9 protein-coding genes and 1 pseudogene are annotated in these 14,485 nt (G+C 72.0%); 1 reads left to right on the forward strand and 9 read right to left on the reverse strand.

Annotation, left to right across the window (positions count from 1 at the left end; all coding sequences use genetic code 11):
• The first annotated feature begins 53 nt into the window (after positions 1–53).
• On the forward strand, positions 54–1,208 hold the full coding sequence (locus ACYVOM_RS06455) for a pentapeptide repeat-containing protein (RefSeq protein ID WP_460302273.1): 1,155 nt from the start codon (positions 54–56) through the stop codon (positions 1,206–1,208).
• 35 nt (positions 1,209–1,243) lie between these two features.
• Here ACYVOM_RS06455 and ACYVOM_RS06460 read toward each other — a convergent pair whose 3' ends face one another.
• The 9 genes and pseudogenes from ACYVOM_RS06460 to ACYVOM_RS06500 form a co-directional block, all read right to left on the reverse strand.
• Positions 1,244–6,043 (reverse strand): DNA repair ATPase, encoded by a 4,800-nt coding sequence (locus ACYVOM_RS06460; protein WP_460302274.1) that lies wholly within the window; start codon positions 6,041–6,043, stop codon positions 1,244–1,246.
• Positions 6,040–8,040: a flotillin family protein gene (locus tag ACYVOM_RS06465; RefSeq protein ID WP_460302275.1), complete on the reverse strand. Its 2,001-nt coding sequence runs from the start codon at positions 8,038–8,040 to the stop codon at positions 6,040–6,042. Before ACYVOM_RS06465 ends, ACYVOM_RS06460 begins: the two co-directional genes overlap by 4 nt.
• A 114-nt stretch (positions 8,041–8,154) precedes the next feature.
• Entirely contained in the window at positions 8,155–8,730 is a 576-nt protein-coding gene (locus ACYVOM_RS06470; protein ID WP_460302276.1) for a hypothetical protein, read from the reverse strand.
• Between the two features lie 103 nt (positions 8,731–8,833).
• On the reverse strand, positions 8,834–9,430 hold the full coding sequence (locus ACYVOM_RS06475; RefSeq protein ID WP_460302277.1) for a hypothetical protein: 597 nt from the start codon (positions 9,428–9,430) through the stop codon (positions 8,834–8,836).
• Positions 9,431–9,462: 32 nt separating this feature from the next.
• Positions 9,463–11,103 (reverse strand): thiamine pyrophosphate-binding protein, encoded by a 1,641-nt coding sequence (locus ACYVOM_RS06480; RefSeq protein ID WP_460302278.1) that lies wholly within the window; start codon positions 11,101–11,103, stop codon positions 9,463–9,465.
• A gap of 3 nt (positions 11,104–11,106) precedes the next feature.
• The gene (locus ACYVOM_RS06485; protein ID WP_460302279.1) at positions 11,107–11,877 is read right to left on the reverse strand and encodes a cyclase family protein; all 771 of its coding nucleotides are present in this window, start codon (positions 11,875–11,877) and stop codon (positions 11,107–11,109) included.
• Positions 11,878–11,967: 90 nt separating this feature from the next.
• A complete protein-coding gene (locus ACYVOM_RS06490) occupies positions 11,968–12,768 on the reverse strand; it encodes an SAM-dependent methyltransferase (RefSeq protein WP_460302280.1) in 801 nt (266 codons plus the stop codon).
• Between the two features lie 360 nt (positions 12,769–13,128).
• Positions 13,129–14,109, reverse strand: coding sequence for a PAS domain-containing protein (locus ACYVOM_RS06495; RefSeq protein WP_460302364.1), 981 nt, complete (start codon positions 14,107–14,109; stop codon positions 13,129–13,131).
• Positions 14,110–14,160: 51 nt separating this feature from the next.
• Positions 14,161–14,424, reverse strand: a pseudogene (locus tag ACYVOM_RS06500) (PAS domain-containing protein); the annotation flags it as partial.
• Between the last annotated feature and the right edge of the window lie 61 nt (positions 14,425–14,485).

Here is a 14,485-nt window from a genome sequence, read left to right on the forward strand (position 1 = left end):
CATCACACGGGGGACACTTCCGCCGACGCTCCGTGCGGAGTACAACGTGGAATGTGGAGCTGCAACCCGGGGGGAGCCTGGATCTGCGCGGCACGACCGTCGACGCGGCGGCATGGGAGGCCGTCCGCACCGCGGCCGCCGGACCGGACGGGGTGGTCCGCCTCGGCCGCTGCCGCTTCGACGACGCGCTGCTGGACTGCGCCGACTTCCGCGGGGTCGTCTTCGAGGGCGACGTGTCCTTCGACCGGGCCGAGTTCCGCCGCGGCACCGCGTTCCGCGACGCGGTCTTCGCCGGGAACGCCGGATTCCACGAGGCGGTGTTCCACCGGGGCGTCACCTTCGACCACGCGGTGTTCCTGCGGCACGCGGGCTTCACCGGGGCCCGGTTCAACGGCGACGCGCTGTTCACCTGCGTGCGCTGGCACACCGACGTGGCCTTCACCGGCGCCTGGTTCTCCGGCGCCGCCGACCTCGACCGCGCGACCTGCGCCCGGGACGTGCAGGCGCAGGAGACCCGGTTCGGCTCCCCGGTGTCGTGGCGGCACGGGTCGGTGGAGCGGCATCTGCTGCTGGACCGGGCCGCCTTCCGCGACTGCGCCTGGCTCGGCCCGCTCACCGTCGGCGGCAGGCTCAGCCTGAACTCCGCGCGCGCGTCGCGGACCCTGCGGCTCACCGCGACCGCGCCGCACGTGAGCATCCGCAACGCGGTGCTGCACACCACCCGGCTGCGCACCCGCGCCGACCTCTCGCACACCACCGCCACCGACCTGCACCTGGACGGCGGCGGCCCGCTCACCCTCACCGGGACGGTCGCCGGCGCGACCCGGCTGACCGGCGTCGACCTCGGCGCGTGCCTGTTCGAGTCGGCCGACCTCTCGGGCCTGAGCCTGCGGGGCTGCCGGTTCCCCGGGCGGCTCCCCGAGGAGCCCGCTCCGTGGACCGCGGACCTGTACCGGCGGTTCGCCGAGGCGACCGACGACCCGGACCAGGCGCGCGAGTTCCGGTACCGGGCCGCCGAGATCTACCGCAAGTCCCATCCGTCGGCCTGGTGGCGGTTCCTGATGGCGGTCTGCCGGGTGACGTCGGGGTACGGCCACCACCCCGTCCGGACCCACGTCACCATCGCAGTGCTGCTCTTGGCGTGCCTGCTCATGGCGGGGCTGGGCCTCGAGGACGGCGCCGGGCTGACGCATCTGGCCCATCCCTGAACCCGGCGCGTCTCCCGCCACGCCGGGTTCGGGGATCAGGGACGGTCCTCCAGGGCCGCCTGGATCGCGGCGAGCCTGTCGGCGAGCAGGCCGAGCGCGCCGACGGCCCGGGCGACGGGATCGTCGCCGGACGCGCCCAGCGCGCGGGCGCGCAGGAACGACGCCTTGACCTCCGCCCAGCGGCGCTCCTGCTCGGGCGTCAGGGTGCCCCGCAGCTCGGCGAGCTTCAGCAGGTTCGCCTCCGCCCCCGTCGTCAGGGTCTGCGCCTCGCCCGCGTAGTGGTCGTCGATGAGCGACTCCAGTTCGGCGTCGTTCAGCACCGGGACGATCCGCTCGGCCAGCTTGTTCATGTTCCGGTAGGAGCCCTGGAGCTGGAAGCGCGGCTCGGTGCGGCTCGTGTCGGACTGCGCGGCCGAGGCGATGTAGGCCCTGTTGTTGGCCAGGACCACCTTCTGCGCCCGCAGCATCTTGCGCAGCACCGCGAGGACCTGCTCCAGCTCGACCCGCCCGTAGGGGTGGGCGAGCCTGTCGGGGCGGATCTCCGCCTCGCCCCCGGCCATCCGGACCAGCAGCTCCACGTCGCCCCGGTCGCGGGTCGACAGCGGCGCGAGCACCGGGTTGGAGGTGAGCGCGTTCTCGATGTAGGAGAGCGCGAAGACGTCGTCGCGCCCGGCGAGCACGTCGCCCAGGTTCCACACGTCGGCCCGGTTGGCGAGCATGTCGGGGATCTTGAAGCGCTGCCCCGACTCGGTGTAGGGGTTGCCCGCCATGCAGACGGCGAAGCGCTTGCCGCGCAGGTCGTAGGTGCGGCTCCGGCCGTTCCACACGCCCTCGATGCGGCGCTGGGCGTCGCACAGGGAGATGAACTTCTGGAGCAGCTCCGGCGAGGTGTGCTGGATGTCGTCAAGGTAGAGCAGGGCGTTGTTGCCCAGCTCCAAGGCGAAGTTGATCTTCTCCACCTCCTGCCGGGCGGTGGCGTCGGGGGCGTCGGCCGGGTCGAGGGAGGTGACCTCGTGGCCGAGCGCGGGCCCGTTGACCTTGACGAACACCATCCCGAGGCGGGAGGCGACGTACTCCATCAGGGTCGTCTTGCCGTAGCCGGGCGGGGAGATGAGCAGCAGCATGCCCATCTGGTCGGTGCGCCGCTGCGCGCCCGCCGCGCCGAGCTGCTTGGCGAGGTTCGCGCCGATGAGCGGCAGGTACACCTCGTCCAGCAGCCGGTTGCGGACGAACGCCGACATCACCTTGGGCTGGAACTCCGACAGCCGCAGCCGCTCCCGCTCGCGTTCCACGAGCTCGTTGCGGCGGCGCTGGTAGGCGCGGAACCCGGGCACCCGCTCCTCGGTGAACCGCCGTGTGCGCGCCAGGAACTCGTCCAAGCGCAGGTCGAGGCGGCCTCCCGTGATGCGCGGGTGGGTGCCGAGGAGCCCTTCGACGGCTCCGGAGACGCCCGTAGCGGCGTCGCGCCTCGGCAGGTCGGGACACAGCTCCAGGGCGACCGCCTCGGGGAGGTCGTCCGAGGAGACGCCTTTGCCCTCGGCGTACGCGCTCAGCCACGCCTCGACGAGCTGCGCCCGCTCCTTCAGCTCGGGAAGGGCCACGAGGTCGCGGGCATAGCCTTCGCGGCGTCCCCCGAGCGTCCGGTGGAAGCCGTCGAGCAGCTCACGCGCCGCCTTGCCGGTGACGAACGACGCCCCGGTCGGCTCGGCGAGCTCAGCGACGAGGTACTCGCCGGCCTCGCGGGCGTGGTCGCCGCCGATCCGCTCGGCGAGTTCGGCGGCCAGCTCCGCCAGCGCGGGGGCGGCGCCGAACAGCTCACGGGCCCGGCTCAGCGAGGCGGCCCTGATCCGCCAGCCTTCCCGCTCCCCCTCGGGCGCGCGGTGCGCCCAGAAGAGCTGGGCGGCGGCGCGGGCGGACGCGCCGAACCTGAGCAGGCCCGCGCCGTCCCGCAGCTCCACCAGGCGCTCCAGGATGAGCGCGGCGTCGTGGTCGTGCACCCCGCGCTCGTAGCCTTCGTCGTAGCGCTCGGCGGCCGCCTCCCGGACGCGTTCGGCGAGCGGGTCTCCGGCCATCACCTCGGCCAGGAGGGACGCCGCGAGGTACTCCGCCCGGTAGACGTCGGCAGTCTCCGACACCAAGGACTGTGACCAGTACGGGCGGGTGTCCTCGAAACCGGGATCCGCGACGGGCTGCCGGTAGTCCGTGCCCGTCACGGTGAAGGCGAGGCCGCCCTCGTGCGGGACGAGGGTGAGCTCCGTGGGCTGGTCATCGACGGTGAAGCGGTGCTCACCGAGCCTGATCGTGTCGCCTTCGAACAGGTCGAGCCTGTCGCGCAGCGCCCGGCCCGCCTCCTGGCGGGCCGCCTTGACCCTGCCGTCCAGCTCGTCGGCCCGGACGGGGTCGCCCAGCGCGCGCAGTTCGGCGGCCGTCGCCTGGAGTTTCGCGACCATCGCGTCGGTGGCGAAGAAGGTGTTGACCTCCTCCGGCGAGCCCAGTCCCGCGACCCGCCTGCCGACCCCGGCCAGCACCCGGTCCGCCGACGCCACAAGGCGATCAGCGCGGCGTGTCCGCTCGTCCAGCAGGGCCTGCTTGCGCGAGGAGAAGGCCTCGTAGAGGTCCTCGCGTTTCGCGGCGAGCTCGCCGAGGAAGTCGTCGAATTCCGCGAAACGCGATTCGAGGGCGTCGATCCGGAGCAGGATCCTGCCGAGTTGGTCGTCGCAGGACTCCGGGTCGGACGCGGCGGCCAGCGCCGCCGTCACGGCCTGGCCGAGCAGCGCGAACTCCGCGGCGAACGCGGCCCGGCCCTCGACCTCCAGGAGGTCCCTGCGGCGGCCGTCGAGGATCGCGCGGGCCCGGTTGACCCCGCCCAGCACCTCGCCGATCCCGGCCAGAACGCCCGTCCGGACCGTCGTGTCGGCGAACTCCAGCGACCCGACGATCTCGGTGACGCCCTCCAGGGCCGCCGCCTGCTCCGCGAGCCGCTCGGCGACCGGTCCGGCCTCGGCGACCGAGCCGAGGCCGCCCGCGCGTTCGGCGAGTTCGGCCACCTCGATGCGGTAGCCGTCGAACGCCTCGGGACGGCCCAGGAACTCCACGGCCCGCTGGGCGGCGGCGGCCAGGTCCTCGGTGAGGCCCGCGGCGAGCGCGTCCAGGCGTGCAAGGTCCACGTACCGCAGCTCGCGCAGCGTCACCAGGTGGCCCTGCCAGCCGCGCAGCGCCGCGAGGCGGCCCACCCAGTCGTCGGCCGTCGCCGGGACCTCGGCCCGGATCCGGCGCACGAGCGCGGCGATCTCGGCGGCGGCCTCCTCGACCGCCTCCGCGGCCCGCGAGGTCAGCTCCCGGACCGACTCGAACTCCTCAAGCACCTGCGACGCGGTCGCCTTGACCTCGGCCAGCGGCTCGGCGAGGCCGTGCTCGGCCAGCCAGTGGTGGTGGTCGGCGGCGCTCACGCAGGCCGCGATCAGCGCCTCGAACACCTGCGTCGTCGGTGTCATCTCGGCGGCCATGCGGGCCACCGACAGACAGTCGGAGATCCCCCTGACCAGGTCGGCGTTCCCGATCCGCTCCAGCGGTCCCGTCCCGACCGGGGCGGCCTCGTCCGGTTTGAACGGGGTCTCCCAGATCTGCATCGGATGCGACCTGGACGGCTCGTCGGAGTCCGCCCGGAAGACGATGAGGGTCCCGTCGTCGAACAGCGAGTAGCCGTGGCAGACGATCGGGGCCGCGACCTCCTTGCGGATCACGTTGTAGGGCAGCAGGAGGGAGCGGCCTTCGGCGCGGTCGTGGAAGACGTACATGACGTCCTCCCCGTTGCCCGCCTTGATGAGCCGTTCGAACTCCAGCCCCTCGGTGGCCGTGTCGAACGTCTTCACCGCGTCGGTCTCCAGGTAGAAGCCGCCCGGGAAGATGATCCCGTGGTCCTCAGGGAGCCGCCTGCACGCCTGCCCCAGGCCGTCCAGGCGGACGACGGTCTTGGTGCGCGTGTTGAAGACGAGGTGGCGGACCGCGTCCTCGTTGTAGGGCCGGATGCGCAGCAGGATCAGCGCGCCGACCCTGGCGTGGGAGACGTCGGCGTCGGCGAGCGACTGGAGCGGCTCGTCGACGGGCTCGCTGTAGACGCCCTCGCCCGTCTCGGTGTTGTTCTCGATCTTGATGGTGAGGTCGCCGCCGACGGTCTCGACGAACACCTCGCCCTGGATCGAGATGTGCGGGTGCCGGCCCTCGACGTGGTCGGCCCGCGTCGCGTCGGTCCACGCGAAGTCGAACGCGGGCGGGTGGACGTTGTCGCGCTCACCCCGGTTATCCAGGTACGTCCCGTCGGCGGACCAGCGCAGCACCCGCTGGTCGGTGCCGGTCTGGAACACCGCGAGGAGTTTGCCGTCCAGCAGCCGCAGCCGCATGAGCCTGGCGTCGCGGTAGTACCGGTACAGGTCGCCGAAGTCCTTGACGAACCCCGGCTCGGCCAGCAGGGGCGCGTCCGTCGGGGTGAAGGCGAACCGCTCCCCGTCGCGGGCGAACGCGTGCGCCGAGAACACGTCGGAGACCGCGGTCTCCGGCCGCAGGCCGACGAACACGTTGTAGCCGAAGAGCATCACTCCGCCGACCGCGACGATGTCGCGCGGCACGCAGTGGTTCTCGGTCCTGATCCGCTCGGTGCCCACCAGGCGCAGCTCCGCGCCGCCGAAGACCGCGGTGCGCTCCTCGTTCAGCGCCGCCGCCCGCTCCTTCAGGGCGGCGGCCTGGGCCGCCAGCCGGGACCTGAGGACCTCGTAGGTCCCGGCGTCGAGCCCTGGCGCCTGCTCCTGTGCCGTCTCTCGTGCCTTCTCTTGGGTCACTTGCCCTTCCCGTTGACCCGCTCCAGCACCTCACCGACCAGGCCGGTGACGAGCTCCCCGGTGAGCGGCGCGTTCGCCACGACCGCGTCCGCGCTCTTGCCGAGCGCCACCGCGCCGACGAGCTTGTCGAAGAAGACGCTGTCGCCGCCGACGATGTCGATGTCGGCGCTCTCCAGGCCCTTGGCGAGGACCTCGGCCTGCGCCTTGGCGACGTCGCGCTGCATCTCGATGCCGGCCATCCGCAGCTCCTTCTCGGCCTCCAGGGTGAGGCGGAACTCCTCGTGGCCCCGGCTCGCCTCGGTGAGCGCGGCCATCGCCGCGGCCTTCTCGGTGAGGCCCTCGGCCTCGCCCTTCAGCTTCTCGCGCAGCGCGTCCGCCCCGGCCAGGGCGATCTCCCGATCGGCGACGGCCTGCGCCCTGCCCTTCTGCTCGGCGACCTGGGCCTCCGCCAGGCCCAGCTTCTCCGCGCCCTCGGCCTCGGCCAGCGCCTTCTCCCGCGCCACCTGGGCCTGCGCGAGACCCAGTTTCTCCGCGCCTTCCGCCTCGGCCAGCGCCTTCTCCCTGCGCACCTGGGCCTCCGCGCGGCCCTCACGCTCGATCGCCTCGGCGCCGCGCTCGCGGACCGCGGCCTCGGCGAGGCCCTCCGCCGCGGCGTCCGCCTGCTTGCCCTCGGCCAGGCGGATCATCGCCTGCGCCTCCAGCTCGGCGGCCTGCTGCTTGGACTCGGCCAGGATGATCGCCTCGCGCGCCTTGAACCCGGCGGCGGTCTCGGCGGCCTCGGCCGCCTTGATGTCCTTGACGAGGCTCTCCTGCGCCTCGGCCTCCGCGGCGATGATCGTGGCCTGGCGCATCCGCTCGGCCTCCTCGACCACCCGGACGCGCTTGATGTTCTCCTCCTGCTCGACCACGGTCTTCTCCACCGCGACGCGCTCGCGCACGACCTCGGCGATGTCCCGCTTCTCGCCCTCGACCTCGCGGTCCTTGGCGATGACCGCGAGCTCCGTCGCCCGGTCCCGCGCGACGACCTCCAGCAGCCTGTCCTTCTCGATCCGCTCGGACTCCACGGCCACGACGCGCTTCTTGTTCAGCTCGGCCACCGCGATCTCGCGGTTCTTGTTCTCGTACTGGACGCCCAGCGCCTCGTCGGTCTTGATCGCCGCGGTCTCCGAGCGCAGCCGCTCCTCGGCCTGCACGCGCGCGGTCTCGGCCTCCTCGCGGGCCCGGACGGTCTCGATCTCGCGCTTCTGCCGGATCTCCGCGTCGGTCCTGCGCCGCTCCAGCTCCAGGATCGCCTCGCGGGCGTCCACGTCCTGGCGGGTGATCTCCTTCTCCTCGTTGCGCTGGAACTCGTTGGTGCGGACGTGCTCGATCGCCGTCAGTTCGGTGATCTTGCGGATGCCCTGCGCGTCGAGGATGTTGTTGCGGTCGAGCTGGCCGACGGGGGTCTGCTCCAGGTAGTCGATCGCCGCGTCCTCAAGGCTGTAGCCGTTGAGGTCGGTGCCGATGACGGCGATGATCTGGTCGCGGAACTCGTTGCGCTTGGTGTAGAGGTCGACGAAGTCGAGCTGCTTGCCGACCGTCTTCAGCGCCTCGGAGAACTTCGCGTTGAACAGCTCCTGCAGGGTCTCCTGCGACGAGGCGCGGGTGGTGCCGATCGCCTGGGCGACCTTCACGACGTCCTCGACCGTCTTGTTCACCCGGACGAAGAAGGTGATCCGGATGTCGGCGCGGATGTTGTCGCGGCAGATCAGCCCCTCCCGTCCGGTCCGGGCGATCTCAATGGTCTTGACCGAGATATCCATGAACTCGGCCTTGTGCAGGACCGGGAGCACGACCGCCCCCGTGAAGGTCACGTCGACCTTCTTCACCTTCGAGACGATCAGCGCCCTGCCCTGCTCCACCTTGCGGAAGAGCCGGCTGATGATGAAGATCATCCCGACGACGATCAGGAGGGCGACACCCGCCAGAACGGCGATGCCGGTCGTCACTGTGCCCATGTTCAAGCCTTCCTTCAAGGGGGTCTCCGGGCACGGCCCGGCCGGGAGTCCGGCCGCGCGCGGAGGTCTTGCACGGCTGTTGCGCTGTCCTTCGGCGAGGGCCGGAGCCGCCGCCTACACGTCCTTGCGGTGCGGGTCGAGCGCGGCGTCGTAGGGCATGACCCAGAAGAACTCGCCCGCCGCGTCGTAGTCGAAGATCAGTGCTGCGTCGCCCGCCCCGAGCGGCTCGCTGCCCACCCGCCGCACCTGGACCAGGGCCGTGGAGCCGTCCTCTGAGCGCACCTCGGCCTGGCCGAAGCGCTCGCTCACCGTGCCGGTCCGCACCACGCACAGGCGGCCGACGAAATCGTGCCGCGACGGCACCGGGGACTCCGGCAGCACGTACCGCAGCGGGTTGAGCAGGAGCCGTGCCGCGAGCCAGCCGCCCGCGAGCGCGCCGACGACGACGAGCGGGTTCGGTCCGAGCCACGACGTCCCCGCGAGGCACAGGAACCAGGTGACCGCGACGAAGAGCGAGACGATCACCGAGGTGGGGATGCCGCGCAGCCCGAGCACGCCCAGCAGATCAGTGTCGTCGGCGAGCGCGTCGAGGCCCGCGATGGCCAGCGCCCAGTACAGGACGACCACGCCGAGCAGCACCGTGAACACCACGGTGGGCATTCCCAGGGCAATCTCGACGAACTCCCTCATGCCAGCTCAGACGCGGATGCGATCAAGGCGGTTCAATCGGGGAGGAAAGTTCCTTATTTTGTTCTTACGTTCCGGTCATACGACACAGGTGGCCTCTCGGGCGTCATTCCCCGAGCTTCCGCAGGGCGAAGCTCTCGCAGATGTCGGCGGTGCCCGTCATCGTCAGGCCGCCGTCGGACGTCCTGGCGACCTCTCCGCTCAGGCCGACCATCACGTAGTCGTCGGGATGGTCGATCCACGTCCCGGGCTGGAGCGTCACCCGGCCTCCAGCGAAGTACCCGCCCATCGTGTAGCGGCCGTGCGGCGTCCCGTCGGTCCGCGCGTCCCGATAGAAGATGAACTCGGCCTCCAGCATCGACGCCCCGTCCGGCGCCACGGTCAGGCGGAGCCCGCGCACCTTCCCCGAGCACGAGTAGTCGCCGGTCCAGACGCCGACGAGGTTCTCGCGGGTGATCCCGGCGGGCAGCGGCGAAGCCGTCACGCGGGGGGCGGGGTCGTCCTCCAGATACTTCGGGACGACCGCGTACGCCACCGCCGCGAGGGCGAACAGCACGATGAGCGCCCCGAAGACCGCGGCGAGGACGACCGCGGGAGACCGCTGCGGGGGCTGCGGCGGGGCCGGGGGCTGCGGCGGTACGGGAGCGGCGTAGGGGCATCCGGGGGCGTGCCCATAGGCGGCGCCGCAGTACTGGCAGGGCATAGGCGGGGGACTGCCTTTCGTGGGAGCGGGGGTCAGTGGCCCTTGAACGCCTCCGCGAGCCACCACGACGGCTCGGTGTCGGCGACCTTCGCGTCGATCAGCAGCGGCCGGTCGCGCGGGCCGGCCAGCCACTCGGCGACCTCGCCCAGGTCCTCGCCGCCGCGCACGGTCACCGCGGCGAAGCCGTAGCCCCGCGCGACCGCGGCGATGTCGGAGTCCGGGAATGTCACGAAGCCGGCGTCGGCCGCCGTCCTGCCGAAGTGGTGGATCTCCGCGCCGTAGGCGGCGTCGTTGTAGACGATGACGACCATCGGCAGCCCGAGCCGCGCCACGGTCTCCAGCTCCGAGGCGGCCATGAACAGGCCGCCGTCGCCCGTCCCGCAGACCGGCAGCCGCCCCGGCTGGGCCAGCGCCGCGCCGATCGCCGAGGGCAGGCCGAGCCCGACGGACTGGAACGCCTGGCTGAAGCAGAGGCCGAACTCGTCGGGGACGTCGAGGAACATCGTCGGATAGCCGAGGAAGTTCCCGGAGTCGACGGCCAGGACCCGCTCGCGGTCCAGCATGCCGTCGAGGGCGATGGTGAGGGTGCGGGGGTCGATCCTGCCGTTCTTGCCGAGGTCCTCGTAAGGCACCCTCTTCCAGCGGCCCTCCAAGGCGATCCGTTCGCTCACCTCGGGCGTCCGGTAGCCCTCCTTGGGCGCGGCGAGCGCCGCTGTGACGGCCCGCGCCGTGGACGCCGCGTCGCCGACCACGCCCAGGTCGGCCGGACGGTGCCGGCCGGGGGCGAGCGGGTCGCGGTCCACCTGGACGACGGTCGTGTCCGGCCCGATCAGCGCGCCGTGCTTCATCGTCCACATGTTGAGGGCGCAGCCGAAGGAGACGAGCAGATCCGCACCCTGGATCAGCTCGGCCGCCAGCGGCGTGGCGAAGCCGCCCGAGACGTCGAGGTCGAACGGATCGCCGTGGAACAGGCCGCGCGCTACCGCCGACGTCGCCAGGAGCGCGCCCGAGGCCTCGGCCAGCGCGCGCAGTTCTGGCCCCGCCTTACGGCCGCCGCGCCCGGCGATGATCACCGGGCGGCGCGCCGCGTCCAGCAGCTCCGCCAGCCGCGCGACGTCCGCGGCCGACGCCTGCGGCGTGTCCCGCGGCGTGTCCTGCGGCGCGAGCAGCGGATGGTCCGCCTCGGTGCTCTCGGCCGCCTGGACGTCCAGCGGGAGGTTCACCAGCACCGGGACGCCCTGGTCCCGCGCCATGCGGTGGGCGAGCACGACGTCGCGCACCGCGCTGTCGGCGGTGATCCGCACCGACACCGCGCCGACGGACTCCACCAGCAGGTCCTGGGCGATCCGGAAGTTGGAGTGCAGCGCCGCGGCCGCCGGCTCGGCCGCCAGGATCAGCAGCGGCGTCCCGCTCTTGGCCGCCTCCCCGATCCCGGTGACCGCGTTCGTCAGCCCGCAGCCCTGGTGCACGCTCAGCACCGGGACCGTCCCCGAAAGGCGGGCGAACGCGTCGGCCATCGCCGCCGCGCCGCCCTCGTGCCGGGCCGCAGTGTACCGCACGCCCCGCTCGACCAGCCCGCGGGTCACCGCGTAGTTCCCGCTGCCGATCACCCCGAACGCGTGGGTGACCCCCAGCTCGACCAGCTTCTCCGCGACCCGCTCATGCACCCTCATGGCTCACGCGTCCACCAGCGCCAGGACTCGCGCGGGCGAGCCGGAGCCGCCGACGATCGGCAGCGGCGCGGCGATGAGCAGCGCGCCGCGCGGCGGCAGTTCGGCCAGGTTGCGCAGCTGGGTCAGGCCGTACTTGCCCGCGCCCAGCAGGTACTGGTGGCACGGGAAGGCGGGGTCGAACGAGTGCGCCGCGCCCGCGTCCGTGCCGACGGTCTCCACGCCGAGGCCGATGATGCGCGGGTCGTTCGCGAGGAACTCGGCGCACTCGACGGACACGCCCGGGGTGATCGGGCCGTTCTCGGTCGGGTTCAGGAACTTATCGGCGTCCTCGCCGTGGACCGACCAGCCGGTGCGCAGCAGCAGCCACGTGTTGTCCGGGAGGGCGCCGTGCTCGGCCTCCCACTCGTGGATGTCGGAGACCGTCAGGAGGTAGCCGGGGTACTCCTCGACCCTCGCCGTCACGTCGATGACGCAGGCCTGGCCGAACAGGCGGCGGGCCGGGACCTGGGAGACGTCCTCGCCGTCTTTGCCGGTGATCCAGTGCACCGGCGCGTCGAAGTGGGTGCCGGTGTGCTCGCCGCACGCGAAGTCGTTCCAGTACCAGGCCGGGCCCCGGTCGTCGTAGCGGCTGATCTCGGTCCTGCTGAACTGGATCGTGTTGGCGAACGGCGGCGGGAGCTGGAGGATCGGCGTCCCCTCGTGCAGCGGCGACGTCAGGTCCACCACCTTGACCGAACCGTCCAGCGCACCCAGGAGACCTGCGACGACACCCATGACCCACTCCTCGCCGAAACACTATGAGCGGGACATATCGAATCACTTGCCGGGCCTTCTCACCAGTGCGGACGGTCCGGCGCGTCGTGGCTACACGATCCTTCCGACGGCCGCCCAGACCGGGGCCTGCTCGACCGGGCGCGGCGTGGTGCCCGGCTCGGGACGCCAGTGCACGGCGTAGACGACTCCGGGATCGACCGGCTCGAACCCGTCGAGGAACCGGGCCACCTGAGCGGCGTCGCGCAGGAACAGGCCGCTGCTGGACCGCTGGGAGTACGCGTCGGTGAACTCCTTGGAGTCCGGCCGGTCCTCGGCGTTGGTGCCGTGCGTCAGGGCGAGGTGGCTGCCGGGCGGGAGGGCGTCGCGCAGGACCCCGACGATCCGGTACGGGTCGGCCTCGTCGTCGAAGAAGTGCAGGATCGCGCTGAGCAGGACCGCCACGGGCCGCGTGAAGTCGAGGAACTCGCGGGCCTCGGCGAGGATCGCCTCGACGTCGGCGAGGTCGCCCTCGAACACCGTGACGTTCTCCGTCCCGGTGAGCAGCGCCCTGCCGTGCGAGAGCACGATCGGGTCGTTGTCCACGTAGACGACCCGGCAGTCGGGGTCGACGGCCTGGGCCACCTGGTGGACGTTCTCCTGCGTCGGCAGCCCCGCGCCGATGTCGAGGAACTGCCGGATGCCCGCCTCACCCGCCAGATGGCGCACCGCGCGGCCCAGCCAGGCGCGGTTCTCCAGGGCGGTGGCCTGTGCGAACGGGAACATTTCCGTCAGCATGCCGACGACTTCCCTGTCGGACTCGTAATTGTCCTTGCCTCCGAGCAGCGCGTCATAGATGCGGGCCGAAGAAGGAACCGAGGGGTCCACTCCGCGAGGCGCGGTCTCTTCCGTCACGAGGTGATCATAAACACAAGTCCGACAGAACTCACCCCTCTCGCCTTTTCCATTTTCCCGACATTACCGACGTGGGCGCGGTGAAGGACGGCGACCGGACACTCCGGGTCGGGAACGTTGCGTATTCACCTCGGCACGGCGAGATAAGTGGCAGTCTTTTACCCGTGCAGACGGGCTACACCGACGACGGGCAACTACTGCTTCTGCTCACCGGGGCATGGCAGTTGCTGACCGGGCGCGCCCGCCCGGCCGATCCCGAGGCAGCGCCGGACGAGCTGATCGCGTTCTGGTCGGATCCGGCGATGGACTCCGTCGCGCCCCGCGCCCCCGCGGCCGAACCCGGGCGCACCGCACCAGGGCTCACAGCACCCGGGCGATCCGCTCCAGCGGACGGGTCATGAGCACCGCGTCGAACGGCACCACGGCCGCCTCGTAGCCCTCCCACCGCAGCGTCCGCATCCAGTCCCAGCTCGCCGCGAGCTCACCGTCGATCACCGCGAGCTGCCCGCTGATCTCCGGGCCGACCCGGTGCCGCAGCACGAGGTTGCGCCACTGGCCGAGCCACTTCCGGAAGTCCTCCATCAGCCCTTCGGCCTGCGCCGCGAGATCCGCGACCCCGTGCAGGCCCGTGTTGACCCGGCGCACGTGTCCTGCCATCTCCAGCGCCCCTGCCGCGGCCGCGTCGCACAGCAGCGGCACCGACGACAGCGACGCGCCGGGCGAGAGGCCGTCGTGCACCTCGGCCGCGAACGCCGCGGACATCTCGGCGTGCACCCGGGCCAGCGCGATCCAGAACCGCAGCCGGGCCACGTCCCCGCGCAGCCGCGACAGCTCGGGCCCGAGCCGCTCCAGCGCGAGCACCGCGTCGCCGATCGGCTTCGCCATCACCCGCGCCACGTTCGCCAGGACCGGAGCGTCGGCGACCACCTGCGAGGCGTCCTGCGCCGCGCCGACGGCCCGCTCCAACCGCCGCGCCACCTCCAGCACCTCTTCCGACGCCCCCGTCAGCTCCGCGCAGACCCGCTGGTACACCTCGAGCCGCCCGACCAGTTCCCCCAGCACCCCCTGGAGCTCCTCGGTCCCGCCGAGCACCTCGCCGATTGGCCCGCCCGCCTCCGGCCGCGCGTGCACCCGCACCGACCCTGCGCCGCGCGCCGCCACCTCGGCCGCCGCCGCCTCCACCATGAACGCCTCATAGGAGGCGTACCCGTACCCCTGCAGCTCCTCCTCGATCACCTTCGCCCCCGCCTCGGCGGCGTCCCGCCGATTCCCCCCGCTCTCCCGAAGCGCCTCCTCCGCGCTCCGCGCCCGCGCGTAAACCCGCTCCGCGACCTCCCGCAACCGGGTCCGCGGCACCACCCTGACCGACAGATATTTCTCCCCTATCGGACAGATAGTGGCAAATACCCAATACTCCCCACCCGTCTTCGTGGCATTGCGCACATAAACCCCAACCGCCTTTCCCTCCGCCAACCGCTCCCACACAATCCGGAACACCCCACCCGGCATCCCGCCATGCCTGACCAGGCTGTGCGGCCGCCCCAGCATCTCCCCCAGCCCGTACCCCGAAACCCGCGCGAACACCGAGTTCCCCTCCCGAATGACCCCTTTGGAGTCCGTGACCGAGAAGAACAACTCCCCATCCCCCAACAACACGCCGGCCCCTCCCTCTCACCAACTCCTCCAAACCCCCAAATCTAACCCCCCCCCCCCCCCC

Source organism: Actinocorallia aurea, assembly GCF_054783995.1.